This window comes from Massilia hydrophila (genome assembly GCF_020208145.1).
Lineage (GTDB): Bacteria > Pseudomonadota > Gammaproteobacteria > Burkholderiales > Burkholderiaceae_D > Telluria > Telluria hydrophila.
The window spans coordinates 356,476-375,325 of sequence record NZ_JAHYBX010000003.1 but is presented as its reverse complement, the minus strand read 5'-3'; the positions used below and the strand labels follow the sequence as shown (position 1 = coordinate 375,325).

19 protein-coding genes are annotated in these 18,850 nt (G+C 69.3%); 10 read left to right on the top strand and 9 right to left on the bottom strand.

The features are described 5' to 3' along the window. Nucleotides 1–18 precede the first annotated feature (18 nt). From LE190_RS11215 to LE190_RS11200, 4 genes are all read left to right on the top strand, one after another. Complete coding sequence (locus tag LE190_RS11215; protein ID WP_225238761.1) at nucleotides 19–930, top strand: substrate-binding periplasmic protein; 912 nt, start codon at nucleotides 19–21, stop codon at nucleotides 928–930. After that, nucleotides 917–4,003 carry a response regulator gene (locus LE190_RS11210; protein ID WP_225238760.1) on the top strand — a complete coding sequence of 1,029 codons (3,087 nt, stop codon included), beginning with the start codon at nucleotides 917–919 and terminating at the stop codon, nucleotides 4,001–4,003. Before LE190_RS11215 ends, LE190_RS11210 begins: the two co-directional genes overlap by 14 nt. Further along, entirely contained in the window at nucleotides 4,000–5,121 is a 1,122-nt protein-coding gene (locus LE190_RS11205; RefSeq protein ID WP_225238759.1) for a response regulator, read from the top strand. Before LE190_RS11210 ends, LE190_RS11205 begins: the two co-directional genes overlap by 4 nt. 93 nt (nucleotides 5,122–5,214) lie before the next feature. After that, nucleotides 5,215–5,784: a hypothetical protein gene (locus tag LE190_RS11200; RefSeq protein ID WP_225238758.1), complete on the top strand. Its 570-nt coding sequence runs from the start codon at nucleotides 5,215–5,217 to the stop codon at nucleotides 5,782–5,784. On the opposite strand, the gene LE190_RS11195 is transcribed toward LE190_RS11200, so the two are convergent. The 6 genes from LE190_RS11195 to LE190_RS11170 form a co-directional block, all read right to left on the bottom strand. Beyond that, nucleotides 5,781–6,068, bottom strand: a complete 288-nt coding sequence (locus LE190_RS11195; RefSeq protein WP_036211798.1) for a hypothetical protein — start codon at nucleotides 6,066–6,068, stop codon at nucleotides 5,781–5,783. The two genes, LE190_RS11200 and LE190_RS11195, sit on opposite strands and share 4 nt — an antisense overlap. 177 nt (nucleotides 6,069–6,245) lie before the next feature. Beyond that, nucleotides 6,246–6,890, bottom strand: a complete 645-nt coding sequence (locus tag LE190_RS11190) for an ABC transporter ATP-binding protein (RefSeq protein ID WP_225238757.1) — start codon at nucleotides 6,888–6,890, stop codon at nucleotides 6,246–6,248. 13 nt (nucleotides 6,891–6,903) lie between these two features. Further along, nucleotides 6,904–7,686, bottom strand: a complete 783-nt coding sequence (gene phnE / locus LE190_RS11185; RefSeq protein WP_225238756.1) for a phosphonate ABC transporter, permease protein PhnE — start codon at nucleotides 7,684–7,686, stop codon at nucleotides 6,904–6,906. Next, complete coding sequence (locus LE190_RS11180) at nucleotides 7,686–8,510, bottom strand: PhnE/PtxC family ABC transporter permease (protein ID WP_225238755.1); 825 nt, start codon at nucleotides 8,508–8,510, stop codon at nucleotides 7,686–7,688. The genes phnE and LE190_RS11180 overlap by 1 nt, the downstream gene beginning before the upstream one ends. Beyond that, the gene (locus tag LE190_RS11175) at nucleotides 8,510–9,337 is read right to left on the bottom strand and encodes a phosphonate ABC transporter ATP-binding protein (protein ID WP_225238754.1); all 828 of its coding nucleotides are present in this window, start codon (nucleotides 9,335–9,337) and stop codon (nucleotides 8,510–8,512) included. The genes LE190_RS11180 and LE190_RS11175 overlap by 1 nt, the downstream gene beginning before the upstream one ends. A gap of 18 nt (nucleotides 9,338–9,355) precedes the next feature. Further along, complete coding sequence (locus LE190_RS11170) at nucleotides 9,356–10,243, bottom strand: putative selenate ABC transporter substrate-binding protein (protein WP_225238753.1); 888 nt, start codon at nucleotides 10,241–10,243, stop codon at nucleotides 9,356–9,358. Between the two features lie 203 nt (nucleotides 10,244–10,446). Here LE190_RS11170 and egtD point away from each other — a divergent pair, with 203 nt between their 5' ends. The 5 genes from egtD to LE190_RS11145 all read left to right on the top strand — a co-directional run bounded on the left by egtD (nucleotide 10,447) and on the right by LE190_RS11145 (nucleotide 14,345). After that, nucleotides 10,447–11,406 (top strand): L-histidine N(alpha)-methyltransferase, encoded by a 960-nt coding sequence (gene egtD, locus LE190_RS11165; RefSeq protein WP_225238752.1) that lies wholly within the window; start codon nucleotides 10,447–10,449, stop codon nucleotides 11,404–11,406. Further along, nucleotides 11,406–12,641, top strand: coding sequence for an ergothioneine biosynthesis protein EgtB (gene egtB, locus LE190_RS11160; protein ID WP_225238751.1), 1,236 nt, complete (start codon nucleotides 11,406–11,408; stop codon nucleotides 12,639–12,641). The genes egtD and egtB overlap by 1 nt, the downstream gene beginning before the upstream one ends. Next, nucleotides 12,638–13,567 carry a YihY/virulence factor BrkB family protein gene (locus tag LE190_RS11155; protein WP_225238750.1) on the top strand — a complete coding sequence of 310 codons (930 nt, stop codon included), beginning with the start codon at nucleotides 12,638–12,640 and terminating at the stop codon, nucleotides 13,565–13,567. Before egtB ends, LE190_RS11155 begins: the two co-directional genes overlap by 4 nt. Before the next feature lie 134 nt (nucleotides 13,568–13,701). Further along, on the top strand, nucleotides 13,702–13,878 hold the full coding sequence (locus tag LE190_RS11150; RefSeq protein WP_225238749.1) for a hypothetical protein: 177 nt from the start codon (nucleotides 13,702–13,704) through the stop codon (nucleotides 13,876–13,878). Between the two features lie 107 nt (nucleotides 13,879–13,985). Beyond that, nucleotides 13,986–14,345, top strand: coding sequence for a hypothetical protein (locus tag LE190_RS11145; protein WP_225238748.1), 360 nt, complete (start codon nucleotides 13,986–13,988; stop codon nucleotides 14,343–14,345). A 19-nt stretch (nucleotides 14,346–14,364) separates the two neighbouring features. On the opposite strand, the gene selD is transcribed toward LE190_RS11145, so the two are convergent. Both selD and senB read right to left on the bottom strand, forming a co-directional pair. Beyond that, entirely contained in the window at nucleotides 14,365–15,420 is a 1,056-nt protein-coding gene (gene selD / locus LE190_RS11140) for a selenide, water dikinase SelD (RefSeq protein ID WP_225238747.1), read from the bottom strand. After that, the gene (gene senB / locus LE190_RS11135; protein ID WP_225238746.1) at nucleotides 15,417–16,415 is read right to left on the bottom strand and encodes a selenoneine biosynthesis selenosugar synthase SenB; all 999 of its coding nucleotides are present in this window, start codon (nucleotides 16,413–16,415) and stop codon (nucleotides 15,417–15,419) included. The genes selD and senB overlap by 4 nt, the downstream gene beginning before the upstream one ends. A 158-nt stretch (nucleotides 16,416–16,573) precedes the next feature. On the opposite strand from senB, the gene LE190_RS11130 reads away from it, so the two are divergent. After that, nucleotides 16,574–16,831, top strand: coding sequence for a hypothetical protein (locus tag LE190_RS11130; protein WP_225238745.1), 258 nt, complete (start codon nucleotides 16,574–16,576; stop codon nucleotides 16,829–16,831). Nucleotides 16,832–16,918: 87 nt separating this feature from the next. On the opposite strand, the gene LE190_RS11125 is transcribed toward LE190_RS11130, so the two are convergent. Further along, a complete protein-coding gene (locus LE190_RS11125; RefSeq protein WP_225238744.1) occupies nucleotides 16,919–18,568 on the bottom strand; it encodes a DEAD/DEAH box helicase in 1,650 nt (549 codons plus the stop codon). Between the last annotated feature and the right edge of the window lie 282 nt (nucleotides 18,569–18,850).

Below are 18,850 nucleotides of genomic sequence, written 5' to 3'. Positions count from 1 at the left end.
ACTGGTGGCATACTTCCCTTGTCTGAACAACATGCCCGTTCCTTGTCTGCCATGCGCCGTTTCCTGTCCCTCGCCCCGGCCGCCCTGGCCGCCTTGGTCGCCTTGGCCGCGCCCAGCGCGCCGGCCCTGGCCGCCCCGGGCGAACGCGTCACCCTGTGCTTCGAGCGCCAGGAAGTGCGTCCGTGGCGCAGCCTGGACGGGGGCGGCCTGAACTTCGAGCTGCTGGCCGAGGTCGCGCGCCGCACCGGCGTCAGCTTCGACTACCAGAGCATGCCCTGGAAGCGCTGCCTCGAACAGCTCAAGGCGAACCAGGTCGGTGGCGCCTTTGCCGTCAGCTTCAACCCCGAACGCATGGCGCTCGGTGCCTACCCGGGCGTGTCGCCAGGCGCGCGCGACCCCCAGGCCGACCCGTCCAAGCGCATGCATGTCGATACCTACGTGCTGGTGCGCCGGCGCGGCAGCCGCCTGGAGTGGGATGGCAAGCGCTTCCGCCACCTCGACGGACGCATCGGCGTCCAGCTCGGCTACTCGGTGGGCGACTTCCTGCGCGCCCAGGGTGTGGCGGTGGACGAAGGCAGCCAGCGCGCCGACGAGCTGGCGCGGAAACTGACCGCAGGCCGCCTGGCCGGCGCCGCGCTGGGCGGCGGCGACAGCGCGCGCCTGATGCGCGGCCCTTTCGGCGCCCAGCTCGAGGTGGTGCCGGTGCCGCTGGTCGAAAAGAATTACTACCTGGTGCTGTCGCGCGCCCTGGCCACCCGCCAGCCGCAGCTGGCGACGCGTCTGTGGGACGCGATCGAGCAGGTGCGCACCAGCCCGTCCTACCGCCGGCGCGAGCAGCAGGCGCTGGGAGGGCGCGAAGCGGCGTCGATGCCGCACGCGGGTGCAGGTGCGGGCCTGCCCGCGGACGGAGGCCGGCATGGGCTTCGCTAGCTACGCCTGGCTGCGCACGGTGCCGCGGCGCCTGATCGAGAACTGGCGCCAGAATATCGTGTTCCGCCTTGGGGCCGGCATCGTGCTGGCGGTCGCGCTGTCGACCGGCGTGTACACCACCTACACCCTGCACACGATGAGCCAGGATGCCGATGCCCGCCTGCAGGAGCGCGTCGAACGCCAGGCCGAGGTGCTGCGCCAGGCGCTGGCGCGGCCGCTGTTCGACATCAACAGCGCCGCCGTGTACTCGGTGGTCGACGCGCTCGGCGCCACGCCCGACGTCCAGACCCTGCGCGTGCTGGGCCCCGACGGCAGCCTGATTGCCTCGCTCGGCAACCGCGGCGGCGGCGAGCCGGCGGCGGTACGGGTGCGGCGCCGCATCAGCTACAACGACGGCATCCGCAACTATCCGGTAGGCGCGATCGAGCTGGCCTTCTCGCGCGAGCAGATCGACCAGGACCTGCGCAAGCAGATCGTGCACACGGCCGCCGCCCACATCCTGCTGACCCTGGCCATCGTGGCCTGCGTGTTCGTGGTCGGGCGCCGCATGTCGCAGCCCTTCGCCGACATCCAGGACGCGCTGGAGAAGCTGGCGCGTGGCGAGACCGATATCCGCCTGTCCGGCATCGGACGGCGCGACCAGGTCGGGCGCCTGTCCTCGGCGGTGCGCAGCTTTCGCGATACCCTGAACCGCTTGCGCAAGGCCGAGCAGGTGGCCAACGGCCTGCTGCGCGAGAAGAGCCGCATCGAGCAGCAGCTGCGCGAGCTGAACGAGGACCTGGAACAGAAGATCGCCGCCCGCACCGAGGAACTGACGCAGTCGAACCTGCGCGCCGAAGCCGCGAACGTCGCCAAGTCGGAGTTCCTGGCCAACATGAGCCACGAGATCCGCACCCCGATGAGCGCGATCATCGGCATGGCTTACCTCGCTTTGCGCACCGACCTCAATCCGAAGCAGCAGGATTACGTCGGCAAGATCCACCGCGCCGCGCTGTCCCTGCTCGGCATCATCAACGACATCCTCGACTTTTCCAAGATCGAGGCCGGCAAGCTGGACGTCGAGCAGGTGCCGTTCTGCCTCGACGAGGTGCTCGGCAACGTGGCCAGCGTGACCAGCCAGCGCGCCGCCGACAAGCGCCTCGAATACCTGTTCCACGTGCCGCACGCGGTGCCGCGCAAGCTCGTGGGCGACCCGCTGCGCCTGGGCCAGGTCCTGATCAACCTGGTCAACAATGCGGTGAAGTTCACGCCCAGCGGCGAACTGCAGCTGTCCTGCATTCCGTTGAAGGGCGCCGAACCGGGCCGCGTCAAGCTGCGCTTCGCGGTGCGTGACACCGGTATCGGCATCGGCGAAGAGCAGCAGGCCAAGCTGTTCCGCGCCTTCAGCCAGGCCAACGGCTCCACCACCCGCGAGTACGGCGGCACCGGGCTCGGGCTCTCGATCTCGCAGCAGCTGGTGGGCCTGATGGGCGGGCGCATCGCGGTCGACAGCGCGCCCGGCGCCGGCTCCACCTTCCATTTCGATCTCGACTTCGCGCTCTCGGGCGAGCCCGAGTCGACGCTGGTGGCGCCGCCCGAACTGAACGGGGCGCGGGTGCTGGTGGTGGATGACAGCGCTCTAGCGCGCGCCATCCTGCGCGAGGCGCTGGCGGCGCTGCCGCTGCGGGTCGAATGCGCCTCCGACGCGCGCCACGCGGAAGGGGCGATCGTGGCGGCCGACGCCGCCGGCATGCCCTACCGCCTGGTGCTGACCGACTGCAGCATGCCGCGCATGGACGGGATCGAGCTGGTGCGCCGCATCAGCGCCAACAAGGATCTGAGTGCGCCGCCACTGACCGTGCTGGTGACCGCATTCGGCCGCGAAGACGTGCAGGCCAGGGCCGAGCAGGCCGGCGTGCACGGCTTCCTGTTCAAGCCCTTCGTGCAGTCGGCGTTGTCGGGGACCCTGGCCAAGCTGTTCGCCGCGGCGCCCGCCGGCGCGGCCGGCGCCGGGGTGGCGCGTACCCACCAGCAGGGAGCGCGCGTGCTGGTGGTCGAGGACAACCTGGTCAACCAGCAGATCGCGCGCGAACTGCTCGAAGCCCAGGGCATGGACGTGGACGTCGCTTCCACCGGCCGCCAGGCGCTGGACAAGCTGGCCGAGGCCGGGCCCGGCGCATACCGCCTGGTGCTGATGGACCTCGAGATGCCCCAGCTCGACGGCCATGCGGCCACGGTCGAGCTGCGCCAGGATCCGCGCTTCGACGAGCTGCCGGTGATCGCCATGACCGCGCACGCGCTGGCCGAGATCCGCGAACGCTGCCTGGCCGAAGGCATGCAGGACTACATCACCAAGCCGGTCGACCCGGAAAAACTGTACGCCACGCTGGCGCGCTGGATGGGCAAGGCGATGCCGGCGCGCCCCCTCGCCACGCTGCCGGCGGCCGACATGGCCCCGCTGCCCGGCCTGGCAGGGATCGACTCCAGCTTCGGGCTGCGCAACGTGGGCGGCAACAGTGCGCTCTACGTCGAGCTGCTCGACCGCTTCCGCGCCTCCCAGCGCGATGCGGGCGGCGCGATCCGCTCCGACCTCGAAGCCGGACGCCTGCGCGAGGCGGCCAGCCGCGCCCATTCGCTGCGTGGCGTGGCCGGCAACATCGGCGCGCGCGCGCTGCAGGGCTTGTCGCAGGAGATCGAGGAGGGCGCCGGCCGCCCCGTGCCCGACCTGCCGGCCCTGCTGCGCAGTGGCGCCGACCTGGAACGCGAAGTGGCCGGCCTGATGGACGCGCTCGACTGCTACTTCGCGAACGCGCCGGAGGTGCCGGCCGCCTTGCCCTGGCCCGACACCGCGGGCAGCGCCCCCAGCCCCGAGGATGGCCGCGCCGCCATCGCCACGCTGGAGAACCTGCTGGCGGAGTTCTCCGGCGAAGCCACCGATTATTTCGACACGGTGCGCGCGCCGCTCGGCCGCCTGCTCGGTCCGGGCGCGCTGGCGCGTCTCGAGGCGCACCTGTCGCGTTACGAATTCGAAGAAGCGCGCCAGGTGCTGGCCCAGGCCGGTGGCGCCCCTTCATCCATGGCGGAACATATATGAGCGCAGCACCGCAGGACCGGCCTTCGCGTCCGACCATCCTGATCGTGGACGACACGCCGGACAACATCATGTTGCTGTCGCGTCTATTGAAGGACAAGTACCAGACCAAGGTCGCCACCAACGGCAGCACCGCGCTGCAGGTGGCCGCCGCCACCCCGGACCTCGCCCTGGTCCTGCTCGACGTCATGATGCCGGGCATGGACGGCTACGAGACCTGCCGCGCGCTCAAGGCCGATCCGGCCACCGCCGACATTCCGGTGATCTTCCTGACCGCCAAGAACCAGGTCGAGGACGAGGCGATGGGCCTGGCCGCGGGGGCGGTCGACTATCTTGCCAAGCCGATCAGCCCGCCGATCCTGTTCGCCCGCGTCGCGACCCACCTGACCCTACGCGCCGCGCGCCGCCAGCTGGAGGCGCACAACCAGGACCTGGAACGGCTGGTACAGCAGCGCACCGCGCAGCTGCTCCTGATGCAGGAGGCACTGATCCTGGCGATGGCGGCGATGGCCGAGGGGCGCGACGGCGAACCGGCCAAGCACCTGCGCCGCACCCAGCACTACCTGCGGGCGCTGGCCATGGCGCTGCGCGGGCATCCGCGCTTCGCGGCCAGCCTGAGCGACGAAAACATCGAGCTGATGGTCAAGTCGGCGCCGCTGCACGACATCGGCAAGGCCGCCATCCCGGAGCATATCCTGCGCAAGCAGGGGCGGCTGGACCCGGAGGAATTCGAGGTAATGAAGCTGCACGCCGCCTACGGCCGCGACACCATCATGCTGGCCGAGCGGCACCTGGGCGGCACCAACACCTTCCTGATGTTCGCGCGCCAGATCGCCCATTCGCACCAGGAGAAATGGGATGGCAGCGGCTACCCCGAAAACCTGAGCGGCGAGGACATCCCGCTGGCGGCGCGCCTGATGGCGGTGGCGGACGTGTACGACGCCCTGATTTCGCACCGCAGCTACAAGCCGGCCTTCAGCCATGCGCAGGCGCTCGAGATCATGCGTCAGGGACGCGGCACCCACTTCGACCCTGACGTGCTGGACGCCTTTTTCGCGCTGGAGGCGGAGTTTGCCCGCATCGCGCGCGAGCATGCGGACGAACCGGGGCCGGCGTCCTAGCGCGGACGGGGAGAGGTCACGCGGCGGGCGCGCCTGGCGGGGACGGCGGAAATCGACTATATTGTTTAGTTCAATGAAACAATGGAGTCTGTCATGCCCAGCAAGTCCGTCGCCGCCCAGCTGCCAGCCAAGGGCCCCGCGCGCGCCAGGAAAGCGACCGGTGCGAAGGGTGGCGCGAAGACCAGCAACGCGCAGAAGGGCAGCCCAGCCAAACCCGCCAAGCCCGCCAAGCCCGCCAAGCCGGCGGCGGGCATGGCCGCGGCTGGCCGCGCCGGCGCGGTCAAGCCATCCCGGTTGCCGCCCAGGGCGGGCGCGAAGACCACGGTAAAAGCGGCCGCCAGGGCCGCCGCGCTGGCGCTGGCCGCGCCGGTGGCCGCGCCGAAGCGCGCCGCGCTCAAGGCCACGCCCGCCGCCGTGGCGGCGTCAGGGCCAGCTCCGGCCGCGCGTCCGGTCCTGGTGCGCGACAGCTTCACCATGCCGGAGCAGGAGTATGCGGTACTTGCCGAGGTCAAGCAGGCCTGCCTGCGCGCCGGGATCGAGGTCAAGAAGAGCGAGCTGCTGCGCATCGGCGTGGCCCTGCTGGGCCAGGTCGATCTTGCCACCCTGAAATCCGTGCTGGCGGCGCTGCCCCAGCTCAAGACCGGACGGCCGCCGGCATCCTAGTGGATCGAGGCGCTGGTCAGCTCCTTCAGCTCGCGGATCGGGATGTTCGATTTTTCGTGCATGCGCAGCAGGATGGTGGCGCCGACGTTGAGCTTGCGGTGGCGGATCTTGCTGATGATGGGCGGCTGCACCTCCAGAACGCGGCACAGCTCGGCGTCATTCTTCAGCTGCATGCGCTCGATCAGGGTGTCGAGCAGCTTGTTGGGCACGAAGCTCGACGGTTCCAGAGCGCGGGCCCGGTGCATCGCGGCGAGCATTTCCTGTTTTTTCTGTCTTACACTCATGTTGCTTCTCCGAATATGAATACATGGATTCGGGACAGATCGACTTGTTCTGGAAATTTGCCCTGCCTGTTGTGGAATGTTTGGGTGGCGGGTCGTTGTGATATTACTACGATTGCGTCACACACGATTCAAAAATTGAACGTAACGGCGGGTAACGCGCGTCTTTCTGCGAGGAACTTACGTTAATTTCAAACCAGAACGTGTCAGCAGCAGGACCTGGTCGGCCATGGCGGCCGCGGCGTGGGAGTGGGTGACCATGATGGCGCCGGCGCCGCTTTGCCGGGTTTCGCGCCGCAGCAGCTCGAGGATGCCTTGCGCGGTGTCGGGATCGAGGTTGCCGGTCGGCTCGTCGGCCAGCAGCAGGGCCGGGCGGTGCACCAGGGCGCGCGCGATCGCAACCCGCTGCAGTTCGCCGCCGGACAGCTGGCGCGGAAAATCGGCACCGCGCCCGCCAAGGCCGACCGCGTCCAGCATCTCGTCGGCACGGCCGTCGATGGCGCCGTTGAGCAGCAGCGGCAGCGCCACGTTCTGGCGCAGGCTCAGGTGCGGCAGGACGTGGAAGGCCTGGAAGATGAAGCCCATGCGGGTACGCCGCAGGCGGGTGGCGGCGGCATCGTCCAGCGCCGCCATCGGGGTGCCGTCCACCAGCACCTGGCCGCTGTCCGGGGCGTCCAGGCCGGCGATCAGGTTCAGCAGGGTCGACTTGCCGACCCCGGATTCGCCCATGATCGCGACGAATTCGCCGGCGCGGAAGGTGTGCGACAGGCCGGCCAGCACGTCGCGGCCGCCGTAAGACTTGCTCAGCTTGTCGAGGACGAGCATGGTTTCTTCCTGGTCAACGGGTGAGGGAGCGCCGCAGGGCGTAGCTGGCCGCGTCCACGGCCGCCACCAGCAGCAGCATGGCCAGCACCACGGTGGCCGCGCTCGGCATCTGGAACAGCGACAGATGGTACTTCAGCATCTGGCCCAGGCCGCCGGCGCCGACCACTCCCAGCACGGCGGCGGCGCGGATATTGTTCTCCCACCGGTACAGCGTGTACGACAGCATCTGCGGCAGGGCCTGCGGCAGGGTAGCGTACAGGAAGGCGGCCAGGGGCGCGGCGCCGTTGGCGCGCAGGCTGCTTTCCGGCAGCGGTTCGACGTTTTCCAGCGCGTCGGCGAACAGGCGCCCCAGCACGCCGCTGGTGTGCGCGGCCAGCGCCAGGGTGCCGGCGAAGGGGCCGAGGCCGGCCGCGACCAGCAGCAGCGCCGCCCACACCAGTTCCGGGATCGAGCGCAGCACGTTCAGCAGCACGCGCACCAGGGCGCGCAGGGAGCGTCCCAGGCGGCCGGCGGCGGGCAGGGCCAGCGCCAGGCCGGCGAGCGCGGCCAGCAGGGTGCCGACCAGCGACATCGCGAGCGTTTCCCATAATGCGCCCGCGGTCCTGGCGAGGAAGGCCGGGCTGGTCTCGGGCGGGCTGAAGCCACCGAGGAACTCCGCAGCCGAATCCAGGGCCTCGGGCGCGAAGAAGGCAGCCCATTGCAGCGGCAGCGAGGCGAAGCTGGCCACCACCAGCGCCAGCAGGGCCGCCAGCAGCAGCCAGGTACCGGGCGCGCGCGGCGGCGGCGTGGGCGCCATCAGCCCAGCCTCCGGCGCAGCAGTTTCGATACCAGGTCGGCCAGCGCCACCAGCAGCACGAACATGATCAGCATGGTCGACACTTCGCCGCCCGCCATCATCTTGGTCGATTCGTCCATGCGCTGGCCAAGGCCGCCGGCGCCGACGAAGCCCATCACCGCCGAGCCGCGGATCGCGCATTCCCAGCGGTACACGGTGTAGGACACCAGTTCCGCGCTCGATTCCGGCAGGGCCCCGTACAGCAGGGCCGGCAGGCGCGCGCTGCCGTTGGCCAGCAGCGCTTCGGTGGCGTGGGCGTCGGATGACTCGAGGATCTCGGCATAGACCTTGGCCAGCATGCCGCAATAGGTGAGGGCGATGGCCAGCACGCCGGCGGTCGGCCCGAGGCCGGCGATGCGCACGAACAGCAGCGCCCACACCAGTTCCGGCACGCTGCGCAGCAGCACCAGCACCCAGCGCAGCAGCTGGCGGACCAGGCGCGCGGCCGGGCGCATGCGGCCGGTGCCGAGCAGGGACACCGACAGGCGCTCGGTAACCAGCACCGTGGCCGGCACCGCGCCCAGCAGCGCCAGGCTCAGGCCGGCGGTGGCGATGGCCACGGTCTGCCAGGTCTCGCGCAGCACCATGGCCAGGAATTCGCCCTCCGTGGCCGGATGCAGGAAGTCGGACAGGAACATCCCGGCCGCCGCCAGGCTTTGCGGGTCGAACAGGATCCAGGGTTTGAATTCGCTGGCCGTGAGCATCGGCCATAGCAGCAACAGGCACACCAGGGCGGCCGTGACGCGGCCGCGCCAGGCCGGATCGGGGTGCAGGCTGGCCGCCATCAGAAGCAGGCGCCGACGGCGATGCGGTCGGGGGATTCGTGCGGCTGGGCCGGGAGCGGCTGCACCGAGTCGTTCTCGTAGAGCGCGGCGATCATGGCATCGGTGACGGCTTCGCGCGGAGCGTCGAACACGATGCGGCCGGCGCGCAGGCCGACCAGGCGCGGAAAATGGGCGCGCGCCATGTCGACCTGGTGCAGGCTGCACACCAGGGCCGCGTTGCGGCTGCGCGCCTCGGCCTGCAGGGCGGCCAGGGTGTGCTGGGCCAGGGCCGGGTCGAGCGCGGAAATCGGCTCGTCGGCCAGCAGCGCCTCGGCGCTGGAGAGCAGCAGGCGCGCCAGGCCGCAGCGCTGGCGCTCGCCGCCGGACAGGCGGTCGACGCGTGCATACAGCTTGTCGCCCAGGCCGAAGCGCACCAGCGCGGCATGGGCCGCGTCCGGATCGGCCGGATGCAGCAGCGAGGCGAAGGCCTGCCACAGGCTCATGTGCGGCAGGCGGGCGGCCAGCACCGCCGTCACGACGCGCTGGCGCGGCGGCAGGGGCGGGGTCTGCGGTGCCAGGAACAGGCGCGCGCGCAGGCGGTGGCGCGCGCCCTGGGACAGGGCCCAGGGATCCTGGCCGAACACCTCGAAGCGGCCCCCGGCCGGACGGTGGGCGCAGGCAAGGGTGGCCAGCAGGGTGGTCTTGCCGGCCCCGGAAGGGCCGATCAGGGCCAGCTGTTCCCCCGGCGCGATGGCCAGGTCGAGCGCGTGCAGGGCGGCCGGCGCCTGTGCCGCTGCGCGTCCGGGCGCCAGGTGGCGCACCGTGAGTTGCTCGAGCAGGAAGCTCATCGGGAGCCCGCGCAGGTCTTACTTGAGCAGGCCGGCGTTGCGCGCCGCTGCCTCGATCGCGCCGTAGTTGGCAGTCTTGGTCGGGATGAACTTGCTGGCGCGCTGCAGGTCGAGGATCTGCTTGCCTTCGGGGGTGCCGTCGTTCAGCGCCAGGAAGGCGTCCGTGATCTTCTTCTGCAGGGCCGGGCTCATGTCGCTGCGTACCGACCAGTTGTAGTCGAAGTAGCCGGGGGTGGTGTAGAACACGCGCACGACCTTCGGATCGACCTTCTTCGCCTCGACCAGCTTTTCCCATACCGAGATGTTGAGGGCGCCGGCATCGACCTTGCCGCCCGCGACCGCGGCCACGGTGGCGTCGTGCGCGCCCGAGAACGCTACACGCTTGAGGTCGGTGTCCGGGTTGATCTTCGCCGCCAGCAGGTAGGAGCGCGGCATCAGGTGGCCCGAGGTCGAGGATTCCGAACCGAAGGACAGGGTCTTGCCCTTCAGGTCTTCCAGTTTCTGGATGGCCGGGTTGGTGGTGATGAAGACCGAGCGGAACTTCTCGTCTTCGGCGCGCTGCACCAGCGGCGTGACCTGGCCCTTGCTGCGCACGTTCGCCTGCACGAAGGTGAAGCCGCCGAACCAGACCATGTCGATCTTGCGGTTGATGAGTCCTTCGACCGAGGCCGCGTAATCGGTGACCGGGGTGAACTCGACCTTCAGGCCGGTGGCCTTGGCCAGGTAGTCGCCCAGCGGCTTGAACTTGCGCTGCAGTTCGGTCGGGGCTTCGTCCGGGATGGCCGAGACCCGCAGCACGCCCGGCGTGTTCTGGGCGCCGGCGCCAGCGGCCGCGAACATCAGGCCAGCCGCGGCGGTGGCGGTGAACATGGTTTTCAGAACACGCAAAGGCGAGAAGGACATCATGCTTGGCTTTCTAGTCAGGTAAATGGAAATGGTGAACCGGGTTCGTCGTGCCCGCACGCCAGCGGAATGCGGCCAAAATCGGGATTCCGCTATCATGGCCAAAACGGCAACTCGGCGGACGGACCGGCCGAACTTCAGCTCAACTGCAGCTCAACTCATGCCATGACGCATGCCGCGGCGTGGCGGCACGAATGATAACGCTTATGCACATCTCCTGCACGGAAGCCCCCCCGCGCGCCCCGAATGCCCACGTGGCCGGCGAGCTGCATGCGGGCCTGGCCGCGCCCCAGGCCTGGATCGCGCCCAAGTTCCTGTACGACGCGCTCGGCTCCAAGCTGTTCGAAGCCATCTGCGAGCTGCCCGAGTACTATCCGACCCGGGTCGAGGCGGCGATCTTCGCGCGCCACGGCGCCGAGATCGCGCGCGCGGCCGGCAGCGGCGCCACCCTGGTCGACCTCGGCGCCGGCAACTGCGCCAAGGCGGCGGCGCTGTTCCCGCTGCTGGCGCCGGCCCAGTACGTGGCGGTCGACATCTCCGCCGAGTTCCTGTGCGATGCCCTGGCGCGCCTGCGCCAGCGCTTTCCCCGGATCGCCATGGAAGGCCTGGGCATGGACTTTTCCAGCCGCTTCGAACTGCCGCCCCAGGTGCGCGCCGCGCGCCGCCTGTTCTTCTACCCCGGTTCCTCGATCGGCAATTTCACGCCGGACGAGGCGCAGGGCCTGCTGCGCCGCCTGCGCGCCCAGTGCGGCAGCGACGGCGGCCTGCTGATCGGGATCGACCTGGCCAAGGACAAGGCCGTGCTGGACGCCGCCTACGACGACGCGCTGGGCGTCACCGCCGCCTTCAACCTGAACGTGCTGCGCCACGTGAACCGCCTGCTGGACGCCGACTTCGACATCCGCGCCTGGCGCCACCACGGGTTCTACCATGCCGCCCAGGGACGGGTCGAGATGCACCTGGAAGCAGTGCGGCGCCAGGAAGTGCGCTGGAACGGCGGCGGCCGGGTGTTCGAGGCGGGCGACCGCATCCACACCGAAAACAGTTACAAGTACCAGCAGGCCGACGCGATCGCGCTGCTGGAGCGTTCCGGCTTCGAGGCCACCCAGGTCTGGACCGATCCGCAGCGCTGGTTCGCGGTGATCCACGCACAGGCGAACGGCTGATGGGCGCGCGCCAGTACCCGGACCTGCTGCACGCCTATGCCACGGTGCGCGCGCGCTCGCTCGAGATCGCGGCGCCGCTCTCGGCCGAGGACTGTTGCGCCCAGTCGATGCCGGACGCCAGTCCCATCAAATGGCACCTGGCGCACACCACCTGGTTCTTCGAGACCTTCATCCTGGAAGCGCACGAGGCGGGCTTCGCGCCCTTCCACCCGGCCTTCCGGGTACTGTTCAATTCCTATTACAACGGCATCGGCGCCAAGCACCCGCGCCCGCAGCGCGGCCTGCTCACCCGTCCCGCGCTGGACGAGGTGCGCGCCTACCGGCACGACGTCGACCGCCGCATCGCGCGCCTGCTGGCGGGCGGCGCTTCTTCGCCCGCGCTGGCGGCGCTGCTCGAACTCGGCCTGCAGCACGAGCAGCAGCACCAGGAGCTGATGCTCACCGACCTCAAGCACCTGCTGTCGCGCAATCCCCTGTATCCGGCGTATGAAGCGACCCAGGCGCCAGGCGCTGCCGACGCGCCGCCGCTGGCCTGGATCGGCTTCGAGGGCGGCCTGGCCGAGATCGGCCACGAGGGCGGCGGCTTCTGCTTCGACAATGAGTTGCCGCGCCACCGCAGCTACCTGGCCCCGTTCGCGCTGGCCTCGCGCCTGGCCACGAACGGTGATTATCTCGCATTCATCGAGGCCGGCGGCTACCGCGATCCGGCCCTGTGGCTGGCCGAGGGCTGGGACCAGGTCTGCGCCGGCGAGCTGGCGCACCCGCTGTACTGGGTCGCGCACGGCGGCGGTGGCTGGCAGGAATTCACGCTGCACGGCCTGCAGCCGCTCGACCTGCGCCGCCCGGTGACCCACGTCAGCCTGTACGAGGCCGACGCCTACGCCCGCTGGCGCGCAGCGCGCCTGCCCACCGAAGCCGAGTGGGAATTCGCCGCGCGCCGGGCTGCACTGGACCTGGGCCAGGGCAGCCTGCACCCGCAGGCGGCGGCAGGGGAGGGCCTGGTCCAGATGTTCGGCGCCTGCTGGCAGTGGACCGCCAGCAGCTACGCGCCCTATCCGGGCTACGCGCCCGCGCCGGGGGCGATCGGCGAATACAACGGCAAGTTCATGGTGAACCAGTATGTGCTGCGCGGCTCCTCCTGCGCCACGCCGCGCGGCCATGCGCGCGCCAGCTACCGCAACTTTTTCCCGGCCGCAGCGCGCTGGCAGTTCACCGGGATCAGGCTGGCGCGATGAGCCGCCGCCGCAGCTGGCGCGAGCGCCTGCTGGACCAGCGCGCCAACGCCTGGATCCTGGCCCATCCGTTCGCCTTCGTACTGCAGGTGGTGAAGGGCTTCCGCGCCAACCAGGGCCTGCTGCTGGCCGGCGCCGTGGCCTACTACGCGCTGCTGTCGATCGTTCCCTTCCTGATGCTGGTGGTGGTGGCGCTGTCGCACTTCATCGACCAGGCCGAACTGCTGGAAACCCTGAACCGCTACCTCGGCATGCTGGTGCCGGCCCAGTCGGCGCCGATCGTGGCCGAGGTCGCGCACTTCCTCGAGAACCGCGAACTGATCACCTGGCTGCTGGGGGCGACCATGCTGTTTTTCAGCTCGCTCGCCTTCACGGTGCTGGAGAACGCGATGAGCGTGATCTTCATTCACCGGGTGGCGGACCGGCGCCGCCATTTCGTGGTGTCGGCCGTGCTGCCGTATTGCTACATCCTGGCGCTGGGCCTGGGCGTGATGATCGTCACCCTGGTCGCCGGTACGCTCGAGGTGATGGGGGAGGAGACCGTCTGGCTGTTCGGCTACCAGTGGTCGCTGGGCGGGGTCTCCGGCGTGCTCCTTTACCTGCTCGGGCTGCTCGGCGAGATCCTGGTGCTGACCTCGATCTACCTGGTGATGCCGGTGGGGCGCCTGTCGATCTGGCACGCGCTGGTCGGCGGCGTCAGCGCGGCACTGCTGTGGGAGCTCGCGCGCCACGTGCTGGTCTGGTACTTCTCCACCCTGTCGCAAGTGAATGTCGTATACGGCTCGATGACCACGGCGATCGTGGTCATGTTCAGCCTCGAGATCGCCGCCACGCTGCTGCTGCTGGGCGCCCAGGTGATCGCCGAGTACGAGCGCGTAGGACACGGCCTGGCCGGACAGCCGCCCGAGGGTCTGCGCACCGGTCCGTGAAGCAATGGTGCCGGATTGCATGACGAATTGCGTCTAATCAATTTTTATTGTTACAGGAAATGGCACAGTGGGTAATGCGGGCGACGTTTGGGATAGCGCAAGCGTCGCACCGCCTGACAACCCCGGAGCTTGCCATGGATCCTCTACCCACCATCGTCCTTCCCCTGCCGGTCGTGCTCGCCCTTGTCTGCCTGCTGTGCGTGATGCTGGTGCTGGGCGCGCTTGCGCTCTCGCCGCGACTTCCGGCGTCCTGGACCGGCCCTGTCGACCCGCATGGCGCGGATCAAACGGAGGCTGAATTTGTTCCATAGAGAAACTAAAATTAACGTTGCGCAATAAACGACTGTCGGGTGCGCTCTACAGTGGGCTCCTGGCCACGGGTCGTGGCCATCATCCCTTCACCACCAAGGAGCCCACCATGCGCCGTTCCCTGTCGCCCGTCCTGATTGCCGCCGCCTTTTCCGCTACCGTCCTGTCGCCGCTCGCCCACGCGATGCTGGCCGCCCCGGTGGATGCCGATGCGCCGCCCACCGCCCAGCAGATGTCCGAGATCGCCGGCGACTACCAGCTGAGCGACGGGCGCCGCATGTCCGTCGATTTCGACGGCACCGAGGTCTACGTCCAGCTGGACAAGCGCCCGCGCCAGCAGCTCCAGGGCGGCAGGGATGGCCAGTTCAGGACCCTGGACGGCGCCATTTCGATCAGGCGCAAGGGCGCCGCCGATGCCGCGGCGATCGACGTCAGGCTGAGCGGACAGGCGGTGGCGGTGCTGCGCTAGCCGCGCCGGCGTATCCGGCTCAGGCCACCGTGACGCGCGGCGCGCCCGCCTCCATGCGCCCGATCACCGCCGCCGCGTCGAAGCCTTCGCGCGCGAACAGCGCCAGCACCTCGTCCACGCTGGCCGGGTCGCAGGACACCAGGAGGCCGCCGGAGGTCTGCGGATCGGTCAGCAGGGCGCGCTGGGCCGGCGTGACGGCGTCGCCCAGCGCGACGTCCTTGCCATAGGCTTCCCAGTTGCGCCCTGAGGCGCCGGTGAAATAGCCGTCCTGCGCCAGTTGCAGCACGCCGGGCAGCAGCGGCACCCGGTCCATCTCGAGCGTGACCGAGAGCTGCGCGCCGCGCGCCAGTTCCAGCAGGTGGCCGAGCAGGCCGAAGCCGGTGACGTCGGTCATCGCGTGCACGCCCGGCATCCCGGCCAGCAGGCGGCCCGGCTTGTTCAGCCTGGTGGTGTTGGCGATCATCGCCGCATAGCCATCGGGGCCGAGCACATCCTTCTTCAGCGCGGCCGACAGCACACCCACGCCGAGCGGCTTGCCGAGCACCAGCACGTCCCCGGCACGGGCATCGGCGTTGCGCTTGACCTTCGACGGATGCACCAGTCCCATCACCACCAGGCCGTAGATCGGCTCGACCGAGTCGATCGTATGCCCGCCCGCGATCGGAATGCCGGCCTCGGCGCACACCGACTCGCCGCCGCGGATGATCTGTCCGATCGTCTCCAGCGGCAGTTTGTTCACCGGCATGCCGACCAGGGCCAGGGCCATGATCGGGGTGCCGCCCATCGCGTACACGTCCGAGATCGCATTGGTGGCGGCGATACGGCCGAAGTCGAAGGGGTCGTCGACGATGGGCATGAAGAAGTCGGTGGTGGCGATCAGGGCCTGCTCGTCGTTGAGCAGGTAAACGGCGGCATCGTCGGCCGTCTCGATGCCGACCAGCAGCTCCTTCGGCACGGGGAAGCCTTTCGATTTACCGAGGATTTCCGCCAGCACGCCGGGCGCGATCTTGCAGCCGCAGCCGCCGCCATGCGAGAAGGAGGTGAGTTTGATGGGTTGCTCGGTCGTCGTGCTCATCGTGATTCCGTATCCAGGGTTGTGCGCGGGGCGCGAAGGAAAAGATTATCCACCATGTCGCGCAGCGCCGCTTTCTCGGCGCCAGGTGCGAACAGCGGGGCGCGCGCCGCGCACTGGCGGCGCAACAGGGCGGCGAAGCCGGCGTCGGTCATCGAGCGGTCGACCAGGCGCGCCAGGGCGGCCGCGTCGCCCGCCGCGAAGTAGCCGGCGTAGTCCTCGCCCAGCATGCCGCGGTTGCCGCTGATGCTCGATGCCAGCACCGGCACGCCGCAGGTGACGGCTTCGATGATGACGTTCGCGCCGCCCTCCATGCGTGACGTGATGGCCATCGCGTGGCAGCGTTTCAGGCGCTGCCGCGCATCCGCATGCGACAGGGCGCCCAGCCAGCGGTAGCGCGGGTTCTCCGCCTGCGCGCGCCGGGCGGCCGCGCCGAGCGCCGGGTCGAGTGCGCCACCGATGTGCAGCAGGCGCGCAGCCGGGTGGGTGACCAGGCCGGCGGCATGGATGAAGCACAAGGGGTCTTTTTCCTCGCGCAGGTGGCCAACCATGCAGACGTCGCGGTAGCGCGGCGCGCGCGCGGGCCGCCACGGACGCAGGCTCGGGGCCGACTGGTAGATGACGCGCGCCTTGCTGCGCAGCGCCCCGGGCAGCAAGGCCAGCCCGGCCGGCTGCAGCAGCACCAGGGCAGTGGCGTGTTCGATCGAGGCGCGCGCATGCGGATCGGTGGCGATGTCGCGGTACAGGTCGGTCCCGGTCAGGACCAGCACCGACGGCCGTTCGGGATGGGCGGCGCGGAAGGCGGCCAGCGCGGCGGCCGAGCGGCGCGCATGCAGGGCGATCATCAGGTCCGGCGCGGGATCCTGCAGCGCCCAGCCGGCGGCGACGTCCACCGCGTGCAGGTCGCGCAGGAAGCGCGCCCAGCGGCTGGCCGTCTGCCAGTTGCCGTTGTTGTCGCGCGCGGTCGCGGGACTGACGATGAGGATGCGCTTGCGCACAGGCGGTTTCTCAAGTGATGGGACGGCGATTATACGCCGCCGTTTGCCGCCCCTCGCCGCCATGTCATGCGCTGCGGTTAGCGCTGGCGCAGCTCTGCAGCTACACTCCCGCATGGACAGGCCGCCATGCCTGGCCCAACGGAGAGAGGGGAGCTTTCATGGGAGCGCGCAAGATGCCGGATCTGTTGCTGATGCTGGCCGGCTTGATCGTGTTGATGGTAGCGTGGAGCAAGCACGCCTACTGGTGGGTCTTGTTCGGGGCACTGCTGCTGATCGCCGGCTTCTGGCTTGGCCGGAAATACGGGCGCGCGAGTCATGCAGCGCAGGGGGGCGAAGATAGCGGCGGCTGGGTCCCCGGTGATGGCGGCGACGATGGTGGCGATGGTGGCGATGGTGGGGATGGCGGCGGCGACTAGGCCACCCCGGACACCGGTTCCAAGAAATGAACGCGCCCCAAAAGAAAATGGCTGCCGGAGCAGCCATTGTCAGGGGTGATTCAGCGATCAGTAGTCGCCGAAGCTGCGGCGCGCGCCGTCAGCCGAACGCGGGTGCGCCGACGACTTGCTGAAGCTGCCTTCGCGCTTCTCGCCGAAGCGCGCGCCTTCCGGGCGGTTGCCGCGGTAGCCGCCTTCACGCGGCGCCGCTGCCGGTGCGCCTTCGCGCGGGGCGCTGTCGCGGCGGTAGCCGCCTTCGCGCTGCGGACGGTCGCCGTAGCTGCTGCGCGGTGCGTAGCCTTCACGCGGACCACGGTCGGCGTAACGGCTTTCGGCAGGGCGGCTATCCGCCGGGCGTGCGTAGCCGCCTTCGCGCGGGGCGCCGAAGCCGCCTTCACGCGGCGCACGGTCGCCGTAACCCGGCTTGGCGAAGCTGCGCTGGCCCGGCTTGCCGGCATTGCGGCCGTCGCCCGGCTTCCAGCCCGGACGCGAACCCGAGCGGGCAGGGGCCGAACGCTTCGGCTCGAAACCTTCCACGATGTCGACCGGGATCAGCTGCTTGGTGAAGCGCTCAATGCGCTTCACGTTCATGCCTTCGGCATGGTTCACCAGCGAGATCGCGAGACCGTTGCGGCCGGCGCGGCCGGTACGGCCGATGCGGTGCACGTAGTCTTCCGGGAACTTCGGCAGGTCGTAGTTCACCACGTGGGTGATGGTGGGCACGTCGATGCCGCGCGCGGCGACGTCGGTCGCCACCAGCACGCGCACCTGGCCGCGGCGCATGCTGTCCAGGGTGCGGTTGCGCGCGCCCTGGTGCATGTCGCCGTGCAGCGCGGCGGCCGCGAAGCCGGCGATGTTCAGGCGGTCGGCGATCATGTCGGCGTCGCGCTTGGTCGCGGTAAACACCACGGCCTGGTCCATCGATTCGTCACGCAGCAGGTGGTCGAGCAGGCGGTTCTTGTGCGACAGGTCGTCCACAAAGTGTACCTTCTGCACGATGTTCTCGTGGCGGTTGGCGGCGCTCATGATCTGGATCGTCTGCGGATCCTTGGTGATGCGGCGCGCCATGTTGCCCACCACGCCGTCGAGCGTGGCCGAGAACAGCATGGTCTGGCGGGTGGCCGGGGTCGCGGCGACGATCTTCTCGATGTCGTCGATGAAACCCATGTCCAGCATGCGGTCGGCTTCGTCCAGCACCAGGATCTCGAGCTGGGAGAAATCGATCTTGCCCGACTCCATATGGTCGATCAGGCGGCCCGGGGTCGCCACCAGGATTTCCGGGTTCTTCGACAGCAGTTGCATCTGCTTCGGATAGGGCATGCCGCCCAGGATCGACACGGCGCGGATGCGGCGCATGTCGGTCGTGTATTGTTCGGTCGCGCTGGTCACCTGCAGTGCCAGTTCGCGGGTCGGGGTCAGGACCAGCATCTTCGGCTGGGCCGGGGTGAAGCGGACGCGTTCGCCGCGGGCGCGCGCCGACTGCGCGTTCTGCGCCGGGGTGCGTGCGGGCGCCGCCGGCTCGGCATTGGCCAGCTTGTGCAGGGCCGGCAGCATGAAGGCCGCGGTCTTGCCCGAACCGGTCTGCGAGGACACCAGCAGGTCACGGCCGGCGATGCCGGCAGGGATGGCCTGTTCCTGGACCGGGGTCGGCTTGGTGTAGCCGGCGCTAGCAACCGCCTTGACGAGCGACGCGTGTAAACCTAGTGCTTCAAAACTCATGTGTACTTTTACTTTCGGAATAAATCATGATCGCGCGTGTCGAAACGACGAGCGCAAAATAGCAACGCGAACCAACACTACGAAATGACTAGAAACTGAAAAGAAATTTCGGCACAAAAGCTTTGCGCCGGGACGGTGTCTGGATGGCTGACACGCAGGGCGGGAGGGCTTTTAGAAGGGCGATCACTGTCGCCAGGGCTTGCGATGCTGCTTGGTTAATACTTGTTTGCTGCTTGGATTTGTTTGCTGCTGCTTGACTGCCAGCTGGCGACTTGCCGGGTC

Bases quoted from the DNA above. Each gene is read 5' to 3' on its own strand.
- LE190_RS11210 (WP_225238760.1), top strand. From the start codon at position 917: ATGGGCTTCGCTAGCTACGCCTGGCTGCGCACGGTGCCGCGGCGCCTG.
- LE190_RS11205 (WP_225238759.1), top strand. From the start codon at position 4,000: ATGAGCGCAGCACCGCAGGACCGGCCTTCGCGTCCGACCATCCTGATC.
- LE190_RS11200 (WP_225238758.1), top strand. From the start codon at position 5,215: ATGCCCAGCAAGTCCGTCGCCGCCCAGCTGCCAGCCAAGGGCCCCGCG.
- LE190_RS11195 (WP_036211798.1), bottom strand. From the start codon at position 6,068: ATGAGTGTAAGACAGAAAAAACAGGAAATGCTCGCCGCGATGCACCGG.
- LE190_RS11190 (WP_225238757.1), bottom strand. From the start codon at position 6,890: ATGCTCGTCCTCGACAAGCTGAGCAAGTCTTACGGCGGCCGCGACGTG.
- phnE (WP_225238756.1), bottom strand. From the start codon at position 7,686: ATGGCGCCCACGCCGCCGCCGCGCGCGCCCGGTACCTGGCTGCTGCTG.
- LE190_RS11180 (WP_225238755.1), bottom strand. From the start codon at position 8,510: ATGGCGGCCAGCCTGCACCCCGATCCGGCCTGGCGCGGCCGCGTCACG.
- LE190_RS11175 (WP_225238754.1), bottom strand. From the start codon at position 9,337: ATGAGCTTCCTGCTCGAGCAACTCACGGTGCGCCACCTGGCGCCCGGA.
- LE190_RS11170 (WP_225238753.1), bottom strand. From the start codon at position 10,243: ATGATGTCCTTCTCGCCTTTGCGTGTTCTGAAAACCATGTTCACCGCC.
- egtD (WP_225238752.1), top strand. From the start codon at position 10,447: ATGCACATCTCCTGCACGGAAGCCCCCCCGCGCGCCCCGAATGCCCAC.
- egtB (WP_225238751.1), top strand. From the start codon at position 11,406: ATGGGCGCGCGCCAGTACCCGGACCTGCTGCACGCCTATGCCACGGTG.
- LE190_RS11155 (WP_225238750.1), top strand. From the start codon at position 12,638: ATGAGCCGCCGCCGCAGCTGGCGCGAGCGCCTGCTGGACCAGCGCGCC.
- LE190_RS11150 (WP_225238749.1), top strand. From the start codon at position 13,702: ATGGATCCTCTACCCACCATCGTCCTTCCCCTGCCGGTCGTGCTCGCC.
- LE190_RS11145 (WP_225238748.1), top strand. From the start codon at position 13,986: ATGCGCCGTTCCCTGTCGCCCGTCCTGATTGCCGCCGCCTTTTCCGCT.
- selD (WP_225238747.1), bottom strand. From the start codon at position 15,420: ATGAGCACGACGACCGAGCAACCCATCAAACTCACCTCCTTCTCGCAT.
- LE190_RS11130 (WP_225238745.1), top strand. From the start codon at position 16,574: ATGGGAGCGCGCAAGATGCCGGATCTGTTGCTGATGCTGGCCGGCTTG.
- LE190_RS11125 (WP_225238744.1), bottom strand. From the start codon at position 18,568: ATGAGTTTTGAAGCACTAGGTTTACACGCGTCGCTCGTCAAGGCGGTT.